Origin of the sequence: Actinocrinis sp., assembly GCF_035650855.1 — a bacterium.
Lineage (GTDB): Bacteria > Actinomycetota > Actinomycetes > Streptomycetales > Catenulisporaceae > Actinocrinis.
The window spans coordinates 1-18,122 of sequence record NZ_DASRGV010000069.1 but is presented as its reverse complement, the minus strand read 5'-3'; the positions used below and the strand labels follow the sequence as shown (position 1 = coordinate 18,122).

Below are 18,122 nucleotides of genomic sequence, written 5' to 3'. Positions count from 1 at the left end.
GTCGAATTGAATATCCTGCTGGCCACGCAAGGGGCGTAGTCCAGATCTGACACGGCGCCAGAACGACGGCGCGCTTGAAGGTTCGGGTGGGAGTCAAACGACGACACCTTCGACGGTTATCGGCCCGTCCGGCCATCGGCGCAGGGCGACGCGGTCGCCGGGCCGGGGCCAGATGCGGCCCGCGGCCTTCGCCTTCGCCGCCGCCAGCAGCAGGCCGGCGCAGTAGGTCGCCCTGGCGGCGCCCCAGGGCATCAACACCAGGGCGCCTGCCTGGTCACATTTGACGATCCGGCCGGGCAGCAGCCCCGGCGCCGTGCGGTCGAGCTCTTCGAGGTCCGACTCGCTCCAGCCGAGCCCGTCGGCGGGCACGGCGATCAGCGGCGCGGTCGAACGGGCGCCGCGGCGCCCGGGGGTGCGCGGTGGGGGCACGTCGGTAGCCGGCGCCGGGTCGCCTGTGGCGGCACTTGCCTGCATCGTGTCCTCCAAATATCGGACGGCCAGCGGTTTTCACCTGTGCCGACGCCGACCCGCGGCTGCCGCGCGCCAGGTGATCTGGCGTCTGTCAGCGGTCCGGGTCGGTCCGGCCGGTCGCCGTCTGGTCGGCGGGCGGATCCTGACTGCGATCCACTGCGCCACTTGTCAGCTTCGTTGTCAAATATCCGTTTATGCGGATGATCGTGTCATCCTAAGCGACCCGATCCGCGCTGTCTGCCGTTTTATTGTCACTCGCATTGTCACCCGGCGGGCCCGCAGGTTCGACAGCTTTTTCCGCTACGCCCCCACCAGTGCCGACGCGGCCGGCACTGTCACCGTTGGTACCCGCCAGGACCGCGTTGAACACCGCGCCGATCAACACCGCCAGCGCGGTGATGTAGAGCCACAGCAGGATGGCCGCGGTAGCGGCGATCCTTCCGAAGCCCGCAGCGCCGGTCGCGCCGTCCTGGCCGGTCTGGCTGCCGTGGAGGTAGAGCCGAAGCAGCGCCGATCCTGCCGCCCACACCGCGAGCGCGACGAGCGCTCCCGGCAGTCCCGCGCGCCAGCGCGGACGGTCCGGCAGCGCCAGATGGTAGAGCGTGCTGAGGAAGACCACCAGGGCCGCGGCCACCAGCGGCCAGGCCAGCGGGCCGAGCACGGCGGCGGCGGCCGGTGCGATCCCGGCCAGCAACTCCGTCCCGACCAGCAGCAACGGCACCGTCGCCGCGCCGAGCAGCAGGGCCGGCAGGTAAAGCCCGAACGCCAGCAGCCGGGTGCGCACGATTCCGCGCCGCCCGTTCTGACCTGAGGCGACGGTGATCGTGTCGATCGCGACGTTCAGCGCGCGTGATCCTGACCACAGTGCGACGACGAATCCGACCGAAACGACGTCGGCGTGCCCTGACGTCAGCATGCTGTGCAGCGCGGGCGCGATGGTCTGCCGCACCGCCCGCTGCGAGAGCACCACGCCTGCAGCGTTGGTCAGATCGTGCTCTAGGCGAAGCGCGCGTGCGGTACCGAGTTGGGTGTGCAGGTAACCGAGAACGCCGACGATGCCGAGCGCCAAAGCCGGCAGCGAAAGCAGGATCCAGAACGCGGCTTCGGCGGCCAGTCCGGTGATCCGGTAGCGAAGGCAGAGCCGGAACGTTTGAACGGTTTTGCCGCGGCGGCGCGGTCTGCCGCCGCGGAAGATTCGACGGCGAGGAACCGCGATATCGAACAGCGCGTCGGCTTGTGTCGCGGAGTCGAGTCCTGGGGACTCGAAGGCTGCAGTGTCGAGACTGGGCGCGGCGACGGCGATCTGTGTAGATCGGGCGCTGCGTAACGCCTCGTCGGCGGTTTCCGTATACATCCTGATTTCTTGCTCTTCTGCACCGGGCACCCCACGGTACCTCACCAAACGGTGCCCCGAGCAGCACGACGCTCTCAGCTGTCTGCGATTGCACCGTGCGGCCGTGAACATACTGTCGGTAGAGGAATCAGGGCTACACGTCGTGGACGCGTCCTAGGGTCGGAGCGGGCCGGTAAATTTCAGGTAAAGACCCATCGTGAAGTCCGAATTGTCCCAGGCCGACAGGCATATCTTTTCGCTTCAGGCGCTACCTGACACCCGGTCTACTCCCCGGATCGGACGCGGGTCGCGCTCGACGCCGAATCCGGCCGCGAGGCCGGAACCGGGGAACCATCGGTTGCCCGGCGGTCTCGGATCCCACCCGGCCAAGCCGGTCCCGAACCCGCCGAAGCGACCCGGGGTGAATCGGACCGCACCGCCGCCGCGCGTAGGAGCGCGAGCCCGGCGATGCGCGCCGTAGGGCACTTTCCGCCCGAACCCGTCAGCTCACCCGGTAGGCGGCAGGAAAGAGATCGCATTGGAGTGCGCGAGAAATGGCGTCCCACAGACGGGCGAAGGTGCCGGCCCGTTCCGTCATGACCCTCACGGCCACGACCGCGGCGGCAGCCGTCGGCGTGGGGCTCGCCCCGACCCCGAGCCACGCGGCCTCGGTCTCCGAGATCGAAGCCCAGGTACACGAGCTCAACGCGCAGGCTGAGCAGGCCACGAACGTCTACGACGCGGCCGTCGAGCAGCTGGCGAACCTGCAGAAGCAGGTCGACGACCTGCAGGGCGAGGCCGCCACGATGCAGCAGTCGATGAACAAGCTGCTCTCCACGCTCGGCCCGCTCGCCGCCGCCCAGTACCGGGCCGGCTCGGTCGACCCGACCCTCGAGCTGATGCTGCAGAGCCACCCGGACCAGTACCTGCAGCAGGCCGCCACGATGAGCCAGGTCGGCCAGAACGAGACGATGAACCTCAAGGCCCTGAAGCTCGAGCAGGCGCAGCTGGCCGTCCTCAAGAAGCAGGCCGCCGACCGGCTCACCGCGCTGCAGCAGGCCGAGTCGCAGGCCGCTTCGATGAAGAAGCAGATCGTCGGCAAGTTCCAGCAGGCGCAGACGCTGCTCTCCCAGCTGACCTACGCGCAGCAGCAGAGCTTCAACTACTCCGGCGTCACCCAGGCCGAGATCAACGCGGTCCCGCAGGCCACCGGACGCGCCGCGATCGCCATCGCCTTCGCCAAGTCCAAGCTGGGCATGCCGTACCAGTGGGGTGGCACCGGCGACCCGAGCTACGACTGCTCCGGCCTCGTACAGGCCGCGTGGGCGGCGGCCGGGGTCTCGCTCGGGCGCACCACCTACGACCAGATCAACGACGGGTACGCGGTGCCCGCGGTCCTGGCCGACCTGGAGCCCGGCGACATCATCGAGTACAACGGCGAAGAGCACGAGGCGCTGTACATCGGCGGCGGCCTGGTCATACACGCGCCGACCACCGGCCAGGTGATCCAGTACGCGCACTGGAACATGATGTCGATCTCCGGAATCCGCCGGGTGAGCTGACCCGGGATCCAGGGGCCCGCCCGCGGCCCCGCGGCAGCTGCCAGACCTTCGACGGCGGCGGACTCGAGTCCGCCGCCGTCTCACATTCCGGTCCGCATTTTGAGCAGCGTTGGACGCTGCTCGCGTTCGGCTGGCAATCTCGGCAGGGAATGCCCTCTTCGCGAAGGACACGAGGATGACCGAGTCGAGCACGCCTGCCGCCGCCGAGCCTTCGGGGACGAGCGTGCGTTCCCACCAGGTGAGACGGCACCGCGGCGAGGGCCAGTGGGCCAAAGGCCACTTCACTCCGCTGAACGCGAACGAGCAGGTCAAGAAGGACGACGACGGCCTGAACGTACGCGCCCGGATCGAGAACATCTACGCGCATCGCGGCTTCGACGCGATCGACGGGCAAGACCTGCGCGGCCGTATGCGCTGGTGGGGCCTCTACACGCAGCGCCGCCCCGGCATCGACGGCGGCAAGACCGCGGTGCTTGAACCCCATGAGCTCGACGACGAGTACTTCATGCTGCGGGTACGCATCGACGGCGGCGTGTTGAACGTGGCTCAACTGCGCGCCATCAGCGAGGTCTCGGTGACCTACGCGCGCGGCACCGCGGACGTCACGGACCGGCAGAACATCCAGCTGCACTGGATCCGTATCGAAGACGTGCCCACTATCTGGAAGATCCTCGAGGGCGTCGGCCTGCAGACCACCGAGGCCTGCGGCGACACCCCGCGCGCGATGCTCGGCTCGCCGGTGGCCGGCGTGGCCAAGGACGAGGTGCTCGACGCCACCCCGGCGCTCGAGGAGCTCAAGCGCCGGTTCGTCGGCTCCAAGGAGTTCTCCAACCTGCCGCGCAAGTTCAAGACCGCGGTGTCCGGATTGCAAGACGTCGTCCACGAGACGAACGACGTGTCCTTCGTCGGCGTCGTGCACCCCGAACACGGCCCGGGCTTCGATCTCTGGGTCGGCGGCGGCCTTTCCACGAACCCGCAGTTCGCCAAGCGGCTCGGCACCTGGGTGCCGATCGAGGAGGTCGGCGACGTCTGGGCCGGGGTCTGCGGCATCTTCCGCGACTACGGCTATCGGCGGCTGCGCAACCGCGCGCGCCTCAAGTTCCTGGTCGCCGACTGGGGCGCGGAGAAGTTCCGCGAGGTGCTGGAGAGCGAGTACCTGCACCGCAAGCTGATCGACGGGCCGCCCCCGCCCTTCGTGCCGCCGGCCGAGCGCGACCACGTCGGCGTGCACGAGCAGAAGGACGGCCGCTTCTACGTCGGCTTCTGCCCGCGGGTCGGCCGGATCGACGGCGCGACCCTCGGCCGGGTCGCGGACCTGGCCGAGTCGGTCGGCTCGGACGAGATCCGCACCACCCCGGACCAGAAGCTGCTGATCCTCAACGTCCCCGGCGACCGGGTCGAGGGCCTGATCGGCGAGCTGAAGTCGCTGGACCTGCAGGTGCGCCCGTCGGTGTTCCGCCGGCACACCATGGCCTGTACCGGCATCGAGTTCTGCAAGCTGGCCATCGTGGAGACCAAGGCGCTGGCCTCGGACACCATCGACGAGCTGGAGAAGCGGCTGCCGGACTTCGACACCCCGGTCACCATCAACGTCAACGGCTGCCCGAACTCCTGCGCCCGGATCCAGACCGCGGACATCGGGCTGAAGGGCCAGCTGGTGCGCGACGCGGACGGCAACCAGGTCGAGGGCTTCCAGGTACACCTCGGCGGGCACTTCGGCGCGGACATGGACGACGACGGCTCGTTCGGGCGCAAGGTGCGCGGGCTCAAGGTCACCGCGAAGGAGCTGCCGGACTACGTCGAGCGGGTGCTGCGCAACTACCAGGCGGACCGCGAGGACGGCGAGTCCTTCGCGGCCTGGACCGTGCGGGCCACGGAGCAGCAGCTGTCCTGAGAGCGCCGGGTTCGGTGTCCGGCTATGTCGGACACCGCGTGTCTCACCGTTGCGTCCAGATGCTGGTACGTGCTGGACGTAAGCGCCGCCGCGATGGCACGCTCGTTGCATGTCCCGCGCCGGAATCGCCCTCGTAGCTCGACGCCACGTCGACTACAAGCGCGTCTCCAGCGCCGTCTGTATGCCGACGCGATAACCCCGCACACCAGCGAAAAGACAGTCAGCCAGGACAGTCAGAACCGCCTCCGAGGAGCTTCCCGGAGAGCGATCCGCGGGTGCGAGACGCGTCGGCCGGAATTCACGATGCCCTTCCCGGTCGCCCGCGTGACGCGCCCGCACCGACCCGGAGGACCGGACCCGTGAGCGCCACCCGACCCGAACGCGGCACCGGCGGTTTCGACGGCGGCGGCGAGCAACGCGCCGCGCCGCAGTACTGCCCGTACTGCGCAGAAGAGGACCTGCGTCCCGAACCGTCCAGCCACCGCGCCTGGAACTGCCGTTCCTGCGCGCGCGTCTTCGAGGTCTCCTTCCTCGGCCTCAAGCTGGGGGCCGGCGCATGACCTCCACGCTGACCGAGTCCGAGCTGCGCGAGCTGGCCGACGCCGCGAACGAGCGGCTCGCCGACGCGAGCGCCGCCGAGATCGTCGCCTGGGCCCGCGAGACCTTCGGCGCCGACCTGGTGGTCGCCTCTTCGATGGCTGACACGCACCTGGTGCACGTCGCCCAGGCCGCCGCGCCCGGCATCGACGTCCTCTTCCTGGACACCGGCTACCACTTCGCCGAGACGATCGGCACCCGCGACGCCGTCGCGCAGGCGTACAAGGTGAATCTGCTCTCGATCACCCCGAAGCAGACCGTGGCCGAGCAGGACGCCGAGTACGGCCCGAAGCTGCACGACCGGGACCCGGACCGCTGCTGCGCGCTGCGCAAGGTGGAGCCGCTGGAGCGGGGCCTGAAGCCGTACACCGCCTGGATCAACGGCATGCGCCGCGAAGAGTCGCCGACCCGCGCCGACATCCGGGTCGTGGACTACGACGCCAAGCGCAACATGGTCAAGATCTCCCCCATCGCCGCCTGGACGCAGCAGCAGGTCGACTCGTACATCGAGGAGAACAGCGTGCTGATCAACCCGCTGTTCTTCGACGGCTACACCTCGATCGGCTGCGAGCCGTGCACCCGCCGCCCGCTGCCCGGCGAGGACCCGCGCGCCGGGCGCTGGGCCGGGCGGTCCAAGACCGAGTGCGGCCTGCACACGTGACCGAGACCGGACCGATCGAGCCCGCTTCGATCGCCACCGAGCCGATATCGACGAAGGAGGAGCACGTGACCGTCCTGACCGACGCCCCGTCGCGACTGCGCCAGTCCCACCTCGACGCGCTCGAATCCGAGGCGGTGCACATCTTCCGGGAGACCGCGGCGGAGTTCGAGCGGCCGGTCCTGCTCTTCTCCGGCGGCAAGGACTCGATCCTGATGCTGCACCTGGCGCTCAAGGCCTTCTGGCCGGCGCCGGTGCCGTTCGGGCTGCTGCACGTGGACACCGGGCACAACTTCCCCGAGGTGCTGGAGTACCGCGACCGCACCGTCGCGCGGCACGGGCTGCGGCTGACCGTGGCCAAGGTGCAGGACTACATCGACGACGGCCGGCTGCGCGAGCGCCCGGACGGCACCCGCAACCCGCTGCAGACCGTGCCGCTGCTGGACGCGATCACCGGCAACAAGTTCGACGCGGTGTTCGGCGGCGGACGCCGGGACGAGGAGAAGGCCCGCGCCAAGGAGCGGGTCTTCTCGCTGCGTGACGAGTTCGGCGGCTGGGACCCGCGCCGGCAGCGCCCCGAGTTGTGGGCGCTGTACAACGGCCGGCACCGGCCCGGCGAGCACGTGCGCGTCTTCCCCCTGTCCAACTGGACCGAGCTGGACGTCTGGCAGTACATCGAGCGCGAGCAGATCGAGCTGCCCGAGATCTACTTCGCGCACGAGCGCGAGGTGTTCCAGCGCGACGGAATGTGGCTGACGCCCGGCGAGTGGGGCGGCCCGAAGGACGGCGAGCCGGTCGAGCGGCGCTTGGTGCGTTACCGCACCGTGGGCGACATGTCCTGCACCGGCGCCGTGGATTCGGACGCCGTGACGATCAGTCAGGTGATCCGTGAGATCGCCGCCTCGACGCTGACCGAGCGCGGGGCCACCCGAGCCGACGACAAGCTGTCCGAGGCCGCGATGGAAGACCGCAAGCGCGAGGGGTATTTCTAGACATGAGCGCCACGCCCACGGAAATCTCCCTGCTGCGCCTGGCCACCGCCGGGTCGGTCGACGACGGCAAGTCCACCCTCGTCGGCCGGCTGCTGCACGACTGCAAGGCGGTGTTCGCGGACCAGCTCGACGCGGTGGAGCGGGTCTCCCGCGAACGCGGCCTCGACGGCGCGGACCTCGCGCTGCTCACCGACGGGCTGCGCGCCGAGCGCGAGCAGGGCATCACCATCGACGTGGCATACCGCTACTTCGCCACCCCGCGCCGCCGTTTCATCCTGGCCGACACACCGGGGCACGTGCAGTACACCCGCAACATGGTCACCGGCGCGTCCACCGCGCAGCTCGCGGTCGTGCTCGTCGACGCGCGCAACGGCGTGGTCGAGCAGACCCGGCGGCACGCGGCCGTGGCAGCCCTGCTTCGCGTGCCCCACGTCGTGCTCGCCGTGAACAAGATGGACCTGGTCGGCTACGACGAGACGGTGTTCGCGCCGATCGCGGACGAGTTCACCGAATACGCGGCTCGGCTCGGCGTGCCTGAGGTGACCGCGATCCCGATCAGCGCGCTGGCCGGCGACAACGTGGTCGAGCCCTCCGCCTCGATGGACTGGTACGGCGGCCCGACGCTGCTGGAACACCTCGAGGCCGTGGACGTGGAGGAGAGCCCGGAGGCGCATCCGGCCCGCTTCCCGGTGCAGTACGTGCTGCGCCCGCAGACCCCGGGCGAGTTCCGCGACTACCGCGGCTACGCCGGGCAGCTGGTCTCCGGGGTGCTGCGGCCCGGCGACGAGATCGTAGTGCTGCCCTCGGGTCAGCGTTCGACGATCGCCGGGATCGACCGGCTCGGCGAGCAGGACGTCGACGTGGCGTTCGCGCCGCAGTCTGTGACGCTGCGCCTGACCGATGACCTGGACATCTCGCGCGGCGACGTGATCGCCCCGGCCGCGCGGGCCCCGCACGCGACGCAGGATGTGACCGCGACCGTGTGCCACCTGGCCGACCGGCCGCTGCGCTCCGGTGACAGGGTGCTGCTTCGGCACGCCACCAAGACGGTCAAGGCGATCGTCCGCTCGCTGGACGCGCGCCTGGACATCGAGACGCTGGCCGAGGAGCAGCACCCGCAGGCGCTGTCGGTCAACGAGATCGGCCGGGTGACCCTGCGCGCCGCGGCCCCGCTGCCGCTCGACGACTACACCGACAACCGGCGCACCGGTTCGTTCCTGCTCATCGACGAGAGCGACGGCGCGACGCTGACCGCCGGCATGGTCGGCACGCCGCTGCAAGCGGACGAGACCGCCGCCGCACCTGCCGCCGCCACGGCGGAGGTGTAGCAGGTGCCCGATTTCATACTGGCCGGGATCTCCGGCGCGATCCACCCGAGGGAGACGGGACGGCTGAGCGGGTGTACCGGCTCGCTCAACTGCCCAGCTGTGCTCTGAGCGCTCGACAGAGACGGTGCCTGCGCGAGGCACCCACGGCTGACGCATATCGACGCCGTTTGTCGCCGCGGTCCGGCCGAGTCCGCGCCGCCTTGCTCAGGCCCCCTTCTTCTCTCGACACCGAACGAGGAATCCACGTGTCCCCGCTCCGTATCGCACACCGCTCCCGAGAGCCGCGTCCCTACAAACAGGTCCTGCTCGCCGCGGTCGCCGTAGGCACCATCGCGGCCAGCGCCGCCTGCGCACACGCCGCCTCGCCGGTCAGCAGCACCCCGGTCGCCGCGAACAGCTCGGCCTCCTCGGCCGGCACCGCGGCCAGCGACGTGCGTCTCGGCTACTTCGCCAACGTCACACACACGACCGCCATCGTCGGCGTCGCGAAGGACTTCTTCGCGCAGAAGCTCGCGGGCGCCAAGCTGGAGACCCAGATCTTCAACGCGGGCCCGGACGAGATGACCGCACTGCTCGGCGGCAAGCTCGACGCCGCGTACGTCGGCCCGTCCTCCGCGCTCAACGCCTGGGTCAAGTCCAAGGGCGGCCTGGTCATCGTGGCCGGGGCGGAGAACGCCGGCGCCGAACTGGTGGTCTCCTCGAAGATCAACGCGCCGGCCGACCTCAAGGGCAAGACCCTGGCCTCGCCGCAGCTGGGCAACACCCAGGACGTGGCGCTGCGCTACTGGCTCAAGCAGCAGGGCTACACGACCGACCAGCAGGGCGGCGGCGACGTGAAGATCACGCCGACCGACAACGCCACCTCGCTCACGCTGTTCGAGGCCGGGAAGATCGACGGCGCCTGGGTGCCCGAGCCGTGGGCCTCCCGCCTGGTCGTCGAGGGCAAGGGCCACGTGCTCGTGGACGAGAAGTCGCTGTGGCCGAACAGCCAGTTCGCCACCACGAACCTGGTGGTCTCCACGTCCTTCCTGCAGGCGCACCCGCAGAGCGTCAAGGCTCTGATCGAGGGGCAGATCGCGGCGAACGCCTGGGTCAGCGCCAACTCGGCCGACGCGGCCAAGCTGGTCAACTCGACCATCAAGTCGCTGACCGGCAAGTCGCTCAAGGACCCGGTGATCACCCGGGCGTGGACCGAGGAGAACGTCACCAACGACCCCGAGGCGTCCTCGCTGCAGACCAGCCTCGACCACGCGGTCTCCGACGGCCTGCTCAAGCAGACCCCGCTCAACGGCATCTACGACCTGACCCTGCTCAACCAGGCGTTGACCGACGCCGGGCAGCCGACCGTGTCAGCGGCCGGGCTCGGTAACCAGTAACGCACCGACTGAACAGCAATCCCGCCCCACACCGCCGCCCGGCGAACCGCGTAACGCATGCCGCCACCGCCGGGCGGCGGACCAAGGAGGACAGCGAGATGACCGTGACGATCGACGAGGCGCCCAGCGCCGGCACGCTTACCGCGGCGGCCGTGCGGCTGAACGGCGTCACCAAGTGGTTCGGCAAGGAGACCGGCACGCCGGTGCTCGACGGCATCGACCTGACCGTCGCGCCCGGCGAGTTCGTCTGCCTGCTCGGTGCCTCCGGCTGCGGCAAGTCCACCCTGCTGAACCTGGTGGCGGGTCTGGACCCGGTCAGCTCCGGCTCCATCGAGGTGACCGGCGGTCGGGCGGCGCTGATGTTCCAGGAGTCCGCGCTGTTCCCGTGGCTGACGGCGGCCGGGAACATCGAGCTGGCGCTGCGGCTGCGCGGGGCCGGCAAGCTGGAGCGCCGCGCCGAGGCGGAGCGGCTGCTGCGGCTGGTGCGGCTGGAGGGCGCGGCGCACAAGCGGGCGCACGAGCTGTCCGGCGGCATGCGGCAGCGCGTGGCATTGGCCCGCGCGCTGGCCCAGCAGGCCAACGTGCTGCTGATGGACGAGCCGTTCGCCGCGCTGGACGCGATCACCCGGGACGTGCTGCACGGCGAGCTGACCGCGCTGTGGCAGGAGACCGGGGTGACGGTGCTGTTCGTCACGCACAACGTGCGCGAGGCGGTGCGGCTCGGGCAGCGGGTGGTGCTGCTTTCCTCGCGGCCCGGACGGGTGGCCCGCGAATGGCAGGTGGACATCCCGCAGCCGCGCCGGATCGAGGACGCCGCGGTGTCCAACCTGGCCCGTGAGATCACCGACGAGCTGCACAGGGAGATCACCAAGCACGCGGAGGTCAATCGCCATGGCTGAAGAGACCGCCACCGTGACCGCCGTCGCGGCCGCGCTGGACGAGACCGCGGCGCCGCGGATCGAGCCCGAGGCAGAGGACGGACACGACAAGCTCGCCAAGCTGGAAGCCGGGCTTGACGCCCTGGACGCCGCGGCGGCCAAGGACCGGCGGCCGTGGTGGCGCATCCTGCTCGGCCGCGTGCTGCCGCCGATCGTCGCGCTCGCGATCATCGTGGCGCTCTGGGACCTGCTCGTCGCCCTGCACGTACACTCGGGCGAGATCATGCTGCCCGGGCCCGGCGACGTGTGGGACGCGGTGACCACGAACTGGGGCCCGAGCCGGATCGGCGCGGCCATCTGGGACTCGGTGTACCGGGCCGCGATCGGCTTCGCCGCCTCGGTCGCGATCGGCACCGTGATCGGCCTGCTGGTCGCGCGGATCGCGCCGCTGCGCGCCGCGGTCCAGCCGCTGCTCTCCGGCCTGCAGAACCTGCCCTCGGTGGCGTGGGTGCCGATCGGCATCATCTGGTTCGGCGTCACCTCGGCGACGATCTACACGGTGGTGCTGCTCGGCGCGGTGCCCTCGATCGCGATCGGCCTGATCGACGGCCTCGACCGGGTCCCGCCGATCTACCTGCGGGTCGGGCGCAACCTCGGCGCGCGCGGCCTGGACTCGGTGCGCTTCGTGCTGTTCCCGGCGGCGCTGCCCGGCTACGTCTCCGGCATGAAGCAGGGCTGGGCGTTCGCCTGGCGCTCGCTGATGGCCGCCGAGCTGATCGCGATCTCGCCCTCGCTGGGGCCGGGGGTCGGCCAGGTGATGAAGTTCGCCCAGGACAACCTGGACCTCTCGCTGGCCATCGGCTCGATCATCATCATCCTGATCATCGGGATCGGCATCAACCAGGTGTTCTTCGCCCCGCTTGAGCGGCGCCTGCTGCGTACCAGGGGCCTGAGCCGCTCATGACCGCCCCGCCCGCACGCGTCACACGCCCCGCTCTGCTCGCCGTGGCCCACGGCTCACGTGACCCGCGCCACGCCGCCGCGCTGCACGGGCTGCTGGCCGCGGTGCGCCGGGCCAGGCCGGGGCTGCGCGCGGAGCTGGGTTTTCTCGACCTGTGCGGCCCGGACGTGCCCACCGCGCTCGCCCGACTTGTCGCGGCGGCGCACGAAGACATCGGCCGCGTCGTCGTGCTGCCGCTCTTCCTCAGCCACGGCTATCACGTCGGGCACGACATCCCGGCCGTGACCGCGCAGGCGCGTCGGGCCCTGCGTCGTCCGCCGGCGTTGCTCGTCGCCGATCCGCTGGGACCGGATCCGCTGCTCGACGCGGCGATGCGGCGGCGCCTGCGTGAGCAGGACGCGGACTGCGCCGATCCGGATCTGAGCGTGGTCGTCGCCTCTGCCACGATCGCCCCGACGGAGACGGCGAACGCCATCAGGGCACTGCGATCCGCTGGCACATCCCGGGTCGCCGTCGCCTCGTACTTCCTTGCGCCGGGCCTGCTGTACGACCGAGTACGCGCCGACGCCCTCGCGGCGCGCGTTGCGATCGCGGCTCCGCTGACCACCCCGGACGGCGAGCCGCCGGCAGAACTCGTCGAGCTCGTCTTGGAGCGTTACGCGCAGGCCGCCGGGACGCGGCCCGCGCCCTCACTCCCGGCCACCGCCGCCGTCGCAGTAGCCTGACAACCAGTCGGTACCCGCCGTACCGGCCGCGCCGCCCGGCGATCAGCTCGCCAGCACCCGCTCCCGCTCGACTTCGACGTCGAACTTGCCCGCCGGGTACTGCGGATCGATCCGCTCCAGTGCCTCGACCAGCAGCCGCGTGACCGCGTAGTTGCGGTACCACTTGTGGTCCGCCGGGATGGCGTACCAGGGCGCGTCCGGCGTCGAGCACTTCTCCAGCGCGATGCGGTAAGCGTCCTGATACTGCGGCCACAGGGCGCGCTCGGCGACGTCGCCGGGGTTGTACTTCCAGTGCTTGGCCGGGTCGTCGAGACGGGCCAGCAGGCGCTGCTTCTGCTCCTGGCGGGAGATGTGCAGGAAGCACTTGACCAGCACCACGCCGTCCGCGACCAGCTTCTGCTCGAAGCCGTTGATCAGCTGGTACCGCCTGCCGATGATCATTGGAAGCGCGAGCTTGCGCACCCGGGCGATCAGCACGTCCTCGTAGTGCGAGCGGTCGAAGATGCCGACCTCGCCGGCCGCGGGCAGCTGCGAGCGGATGCGCCACAGGAAGTCGTGCGCGCGCTCCTCCTCGGTGGGCGCCTTGAAGGCGGTCAGCCGGGTGCCGTTCGGGTCGAGCTGGCCGACGACGTGGCGCACCGTGCCGCCCTTGCCGGAGGTGTCCATGCCCTGCAGGACGAGCAGCACCCTGCGATTGCTGTCGCCGCCACGCGCCGCCGCGAACAGCCGCTCCTGAAGCTCTTCCAGCCGGGCCGCGAGCTTGGGCAGCTCTTCCTCAGCCTGGTCGCGTGAGGAGACGCCGGGCGTCGAGCCGGGGTCGATCGCCGCGAGGTCCACCGCCCCGGTCGGAACCCGCAGCAGCTCGCTGAACAGATCCGGAGCGGCGTCAGCCTCCTGCTTCACGCTCTTGCGCGCAGACTTCCCACGCGCCGCGTTGCCCACCGCGACCGTCTCCGGTGCCGCGTCCTCGGCTACCGCGTCCGCGGCGACCGCCTCGGGCGCCGCCGAGTCCGCATTCTTGCCCTTGCCGTTGCTCTTACCAGCACCCTTGCGCGCGCTCTTCTTGCGGCCCTCCACGGCTGCCTTCACCGTCTCAATGCTCTGCGGAGTGAGCCCGGGGAAATCCGCGGCTGCGGCCTGTTCCGGATTGTTCGCGCGATCGAGCTCCGCGATGACGATCTCGGCCGCGACCTGCTCCACGAGCTGCTGAGTGCCCTCGGCGCGCTTGAGCTTGACCGACTTGAGCTTCGTGGACCCGTTCGAGCGCGCGGTCGCACCGGCGGAAGCCTTCACGACCTCGGCGCGCTCGGCGACCTTCACCTTGGCCGGCTGCTTGTCCTTCTTCTTGTCCCCGCCGGCCTTCTTATCGGCCGCCTTCTTGGCGTCGTCCGCGTCGCGCTTCTTGAGCTTCTCGTCGGCACGGCGCTTGCCGTCGCCCTTGCTCCCGGACTTCGCCACGTGGCCGCTCCTCAGTCAGTCGAGCCGTCCGCTCGGTCGTTTACGCGATTCTCGCACTTCACCGGCCAGCCGTCAGGAACGCGCCGGCACCAGCGCGGCTCCGGCGCTCGCCAGCGAGACCAGCCGCGAGGTCGCGCGCAGATACTTCTTGCGGTATCCGCCGGCCAGCAGTTCGGGGGTGAAGAGCCGGTCAACCGGCACGCCCGAGGCGAGAACCGGGATCGAACGATCGTACAGCCGGTCCACCAGCACGACGAGCCGCAGCGCCGCGTTCTGGTCGTCGATCGGCCGCAGTCCGCGCAGCGCCGCCGCGTCAACCCCGTCGAGCAGTGCGCCATAGCGGCTCGGATGCAGGCTGCTGAGATGGTCGGTCAGTTCGTCGAAGTCGTCTACGACCCGTCCAGGCGCTTCAGCGTCCAGAAACGCCGCGATTTTGGCCTCGCTCGCGGGAGCGGGTGCCGCGGCGGCCTCGCGCCTGCGGTAGTCGCGGCCCTCGATGCGCAGCGTCACGAAACGCGCGGCCAGGCCCTGGATCTCGCGCAAGAAGTCGGCCGCGGCGAACCGGCCCTCGCCGAGCCGGTCGGGCAGCGTGTTCGAGGTGGCCGCGAGCCGCACTCCCGCCTCGGCCAGCCGGGTGAGCAGGGTGCTGATGAGCACGGTGTCGCCGGGATCATCGAGTTCGAACTCGTCGATGCAGACCAGTTCCCGGGTGGCCAGTCGCGCCACGCAGGCGGCGAATCCGAGCGCCCCGACCAGATTCGTGTACTCCACGAACGTGCCGTACGCCTTCTGCCCCTCGGTCGCATGCCACAGCGAGGCAAGCAGGTGTGTCTTGCCGACCCCGTAGCCGCCGTCGAGGTAGACCCCGACCCCGGCCTTCCCGTCGGAGCCGCCGTTCGGCGAACCGGCGCCCCTTCCCAGCAGCCGCCGGGCCGAGAACCGCGGCGCGCGCCGCCCATCCCCAGGCCTTCCGGCCCGCGCCGCAAGGAGGTCACGCGCAGCGCTCTGCGACGGCTCGTCCGGGTCGGGTACGTAGGTGTCGAAGCGCGCGGATGCGAAGCGCGGCGGCGGCACGAGTTCCGCGAGCAGCCGCTCGGGCGTGACCGCCGGAACACGCCCGGCAAGGCGCCCCAGTACGTCCGTGCTTAAGATCACCGTCACCTCACGATCGTATTTCCGCCATGACGGCGAACCCGGCCGCCAGCGGCGTGACCTTCCTCTCCCCCACGCACATCTGCGCAGGTCAACGGCAACCTGTGAGCGATATCACGGCCCGAGCACGACCGGCTCGCACGCCTTCCGACCCGCTTCCACCAGGCTCCTGGTACGGCTGCGATAGCGGCGCGGCTGTGTCACGCTGACTATGTGCGCCAACTGATTCCGCGACCCAACCGAGACGTCGAACCCGATCTGGCCGTGGTGTACGCGTACCCCGGTCACACCCGCCGCTGGGTGCGGGCGAACATGGTGTCCTCCGCGGACGGGGCGGCGCAGGCGGAAGGCAAGTCCGGCGGGCTGTCCGGAGAGGCGGACAAGAAGGTCTTCCGTGCGTTGCGCGGCCTGGCCGACGTGATCCTCGTCGGGGCGACCACGGTCCGCACCGAGGGGTACCGCCAGCCCGCGGCGCCGCGTGAGCCGTACGCGCGCCTGCGCGAGGCCGCCGGCCAGGCCCCGGCCGCCGCGATCGCCGTGATCAGCGCGAGCCTCGACCTCGACTTCGACGCGCCGCTCTACCGCGAGGCGACCGTGCCCACGATCACCGTCACGGTCGGCGACGCGCCCGCGGATCGCCTGGCCGTGGCGCGCGAGGCCGGCGAGGTGCTGATCGCGGGCACCGGCCGCGCCGACGTGCGGCTCGCCATCGACCAGCTGGCGGGGTCGGGCCGCGGCCGGATCCTGTGCGAGGGCGGCCCGCACCTGCTGGCCGAAGTGGCCCGCGTCGGCCGCTTGGACGAACTCTGTCTCGCCCTTTCGCCGCGACTGCTGGCCGGCCACGCGATGCGCATCCTGGACGGCCCGCCGCTCGAACCGCCGCTCCCGCTGAGCCTGCACACGCTGCTGGCGGAGGACGGCTTCCTGTTCACCCGGCACCTCGTGACCAATCGGATCGCTCCCTGACCGCGGCCTGCGCGACGAGCGGGATGCAAGCTCTGAGTTGCCTCTGAACCCCATTACCGTCCGCTTACCCCGCCACCCCGCGGCCCCAAGAGCCGCTCGGCGGCCGTACGCTCGAATCATGACCTACGAGGTGACCAAGTCCGAGGACGAGTGGCGCGCCGAGCTCTCCCCGAAGGAGTTCCGCGTCCTGCGCCAAGCGGGCACGGAACCCGCCTTCACCGGCGAGTACACCGACACCGAGACGGTCGGCGTCTACAAGTGCCGCGCCTGCGGCAATGAGCTGTTCCGTTCGGAGACCAAGTTCCACTCGCACTGCGGCTGGCCGTCGTTCTACGACCCGACGAACTCCAAGGCGGTCGAGCTCGTGGAGGACCGCTCCTTCGGCATGGTTCGCATCGAGGTGCGCTGCGCCCGCTGCGGCTCGCACCTCGGCCACGTCTTCGAGGGCGAGGGCTACCCGACCCCCACGGACCAGCGCTACTGCATCAACTCCATCAGCCTGACCCTCGAACCGGCCGAGGAGTAGAGGGCCCGGCCCATGGCGACCTGGGAGGACGTGCGGCGCCTCGCGCTCGCGTTGCCGGAGACGTTCGAGCGCACCACGCACGGCACGCTCGACTGGCGGGTGCGGGACAAGCGCGCCGACAAGAGCTTCGCCTGGGAACGACCGCTGCGCCGCGCCGACCTCGAGGCGTTGGGCGCCGCCGCGCCGCGGGGCCCGATTCTGGGCGTGCGGGTCCCGGATCTCGCCGCGAAAGAGGCGCTGCTGGCTTCGGATCCGGACGTCTGCTTCACGACGCCGCACTTCGACGGCCACGCCTCCGTCCTCGTGCGGCTCGGCCCGATCGACGTCGAGAATCTGCGCGAGCTGCTCATCGAGGCCTGGCTGTGTCGCGCGCCCAAGGACCTGGTCCAGGCCTACCTCGGCACGCCGCCCTGACGCCGGGCTGCCACGGCCCTGGCGCTTTCCAGGTCGGCAGGCGCGGCCGCGAAACGCGCACAGCTTGATCAGGCGAGGTCCTTTGCGGACCCGCCGGGGATGCGGTTGGCTGGATCGCAGCCGCCGTGGCGCGGGCGCGCTGGCCTCAGCCCTCGCCGCCGCGCGGCCGTCAGTGCGACTTTGCGACTCGTCGTCCTCGCGGGAGCCCGGATGCGCTTGACCCCCACGGAGCGGGACCGGCTGCTGCTGTTCGGCGCGGCGCAACTGGCTCGGGCCCGGCGCGCCCGCGGCCTGCTGCTGAACGTGCCGGAGGCGACCGCGCTGATCGCCGACACCGTGTGCGAGGCCGCGCGGGACGGCCTGCGGCTGGCCGAGGCGATCGAGGCCGGGCGCAGCGTGCTCTCGGCGGCGGAGGTGCTGCCGGGCGTCCCCGATATCGTCACCGAGGTGCAGGTCGAGGCGGTTTTCGAGGACGGCACGCGGCTGGCCGTGATCTCCGAGCCGTTTCGCGGCGCCTCGCTCGGCGGGCGGGCGCCGGGCGCGATCCTGCCGCGCGAGGACCGGGAGGACGCGCGAACCGCCTCCTGGGATGAGGCATCCAGCCGGCCCGCGCCGACCACCCTGCCGGTGCGCAACACCGGCGACGTGCCGATCTCGGTGACCAGCCACTTCCACTTCTTCGAGGTGAACCGGCGGCTGGCGTTCGACCGAGCCGCCGCGTACGGGCTACGGCTCGACATCCCGGCCGGTTCCTCCACCCGCTTCGAACCGGGCGCGGTCGTCGAGGTGGCGCTGGTGCCGATCGGCGGGGCGCGCATCGCCATCGGGTTC

The 18,122-nt window shown here is 70.7% G+C and carries 18 protein-coding genes and 1 riboswitch; of the genes, 14 read left to right on the top strand and 4 right to left on the bottom strand.

Annotated features, from left to right (window positions below):
- Window positions 1-93: 93 nt before the first annotated feature.
- Together VFB40_RS05675 and VFB40_RS05670 are read right to left on the bottom strand one after the other, a co-directional pair.
- A complete protein-coding gene (locus tag VFB40_RS05675; protein WP_324848227.1) occupies window positions 94-474 on the bottom strand; it encodes a hypothetical protein in 381 nt (126 codons plus the stop codon).
- A gap of 211 nt (window positions 475-685) precedes the next feature.
- Window positions 686-1,825 carry a YihY/virulence factor BrkB family protein gene (locus tag VFB40_RS05670; RefSeq protein ID WP_324848226.1) on the bottom strand — a complete coding sequence of 380 codons (1,140 nt, stop codon included), beginning with the start codon at window positions 1,823-1,825 and terminating at the stop codon, window positions 686-688.
- A 286-nt stretch (window positions 1,826-2,111) separates the two neighbouring features.
- Window positions 2,112-2,339: riboswitch (cyclic di-AMP (ydaO/yuaA leader) on the top strand.
- A 61-nt stretch (window positions 2,340-2,400) separates the two neighbouring features.
- On the opposite strand from VFB40_RS05670, the gene VFB40_RS05665 reads away from it, so the two are divergent.
- The 10 genes from VFB40_RS05665 (at window position 2,401) to VFB40_RS05620 (ending at window position 12,775) form a co-directional block, all read left to right on the top strand.
- Entirely contained in the window at window positions 2,401-3,366 is a 966-nt protein-coding gene (locus tag VFB40_RS05665) for a C40 family peptidase (RefSeq protein WP_324848225.1), read from the top strand.
- A gap of 175 nt (window positions 3,367-3,541) precedes the next feature.
- Window positions 3,542-5,260, top strand: a complete 1,719-nt coding sequence (locus VFB40_RS05660; protein WP_324848224.1) for a nitrite/sulfite reductase — start codon at window positions 3,542-3,544, stop codon at window positions 5,258-5,260.
- A 359-nt stretch (window positions 5,261-5,619) separates the two neighbouring features.
- Window positions 5,620-5,820, top strand: coding sequence for a hypothetical protein (locus tag VFB40_RS05655; protein WP_324848223.1), 201 nt, complete (start codon window positions 5,620-5,622; stop codon window positions 5,818-5,820).
- The gene (locus VFB40_RS05650; RefSeq protein WP_324848222.1) at window positions 5,817-6,518 is read left to right on the top strand and encodes a phosphoadenylyl-sulfate reductase; all 702 of its coding nucleotides are present in this window, start codon (window positions 5,817-5,819) and stop codon (window positions 6,516-6,518) included. Before VFB40_RS05655 ends, VFB40_RS05650 begins: the two co-directional genes overlap by 4 nt.
- A gap of 65 nt (window positions 6,519-6,583) precedes the next feature.
- Window positions 6,584-7,507 (top strand): sulfate adenylyltransferase subunit CysD, encoded by a 924-nt coding sequence (gene cysD, locus VFB40_RS05645; protein WP_324848228.1) that lies wholly within the window; start codon window positions 6,584-6,586, stop codon window positions 7,505-7,507.
- Between the two features lie 2 nt (window positions 7,508-7,509).
- Entirely contained in the window at window positions 7,510-8,835 is a 1,326-nt protein-coding gene (cysN, locus tag VFB40_RS05640) for a sulfate adenylyltransferase subunit CysN (protein WP_324848221.1), read from the top strand.
- A 245-nt stretch (window positions 8,836-9,080) separates the two neighbouring features.
- Window positions 9,081-10,211 carry an ABC transporter substrate-binding protein gene (locus tag VFB40_RS05635; RefSeq protein WP_324848220.1) on the top strand — a complete coding sequence of 377 codons (1,131 nt, stop codon included), beginning with the start codon at window positions 9,081-9,083 and terminating at the stop codon, window positions 10,209-10,211.
- 98 nt (window positions 10,212-10,309) lie between these two features.
- Window positions 10,310-11,110 carry an ABC transporter ATP-binding protein gene (locus tag VFB40_RS05630; protein WP_324848219.1) on the top strand — a complete coding sequence of 267 codons (801 nt, stop codon included), beginning with the start codon at window positions 10,310-10,312 and terminating at the stop codon, window positions 11,108-11,110.
- Window positions 11,103-12,053 carry an ABC transporter permease gene (locus tag VFB40_RS05625; RefSeq protein ID WP_324848218.1) on the top strand — a complete coding sequence of 317 codons (951 nt, stop codon included), beginning with the start codon at window positions 11,103-11,105 and terminating at the stop codon, window positions 12,051-12,053. The genes VFB40_RS05630 and VFB40_RS05625 overlap by 8 nt, the downstream gene beginning before the upstream one ends.
- A complete protein-coding gene (locus VFB40_RS05620) occupies window positions 12,050-12,775 on the top strand; it encodes a sirohydrochlorin chelatase (protein WP_324848217.1) in 726 nt (241 codons plus the stop codon). Before VFB40_RS05625 ends, VFB40_RS05620 begins: the two co-directional genes overlap by 4 nt.
- 42 nt (window positions 12,776-12,817) lie before the next feature.
- Here VFB40_RS05620 and VFB40_RS28460 read toward each other — a convergent pair whose 3' ends face one another.
- Window positions 12,818-13,678 carry a PPK2 family polyphosphate kinase gene (locus tag VFB40_RS28460; RefSeq protein ID WP_349261356.1) on the bottom strand — a complete coding sequence of 287 codons (861 nt, stop codon included), beginning with the start codon at window positions 13,676-13,678 and terminating at the stop codon, window positions 12,818-12,820.
- 627 nt (window positions 13,679-14,305) lie between these two features.
- The gene (zapE, locus tag VFB40_RS05610; RefSeq protein WP_349261355.1) at window positions 14,306-15,388 is read right to left on the bottom strand and encodes a cell division protein ZapE; all 1,083 of its coding nucleotides are present in this window, start codon (window positions 15,386-15,388) and stop codon (window positions 14,306-14,308) included.
- Between the two features lie 210 nt (window positions 15,389-15,598).
- On the opposite strand from zapE, the gene VFB40_RS05605 reads away from it, so the two are divergent.
- The 4 genes from VFB40_RS05605 to ureA form a co-directional block, all read left to right on the top strand.
- Window positions 15,599-16,351, top strand: coding sequence for a dihydrofolate reductase family protein (locus VFB40_RS05605; protein ID WP_324848213.1), 753 nt, complete (start codon window positions 15,599-15,601; stop codon window positions 16,349-16,351).
- Window positions 16,352-16,469: 118 nt separating this feature from the next.
- Window positions 16,470-16,877, top strand: a complete 408-nt coding sequence (msrB, locus tag VFB40_RS05600; protein ID WP_324848212.1) for a peptide-methionine (R)-S-oxide reductase MsrB — start codon at window positions 16,470-16,472, stop codon at window positions 16,875-16,877.
- Between the two features lie 12 nt (window positions 16,878-16,889).
- Window positions 16,890-17,291, top strand: a complete 402-nt coding sequence (locus VFB40_RS05595; RefSeq protein ID WP_324848211.1) for an MmcQ/YjbR family DNA-binding protein — start codon at window positions 16,890-16,892, stop codon at window positions 17,289-17,291.
- 210 nt (window positions 17,292-17,501) lie between these two features.
- Window positions 17,502-18,122: urease subunit gamma (ureA, locus tag VFB40_RS05590; protein ID WP_349261354.1), on the top strand; the 621-nt coding region annotated here is incomplete at its 3' end.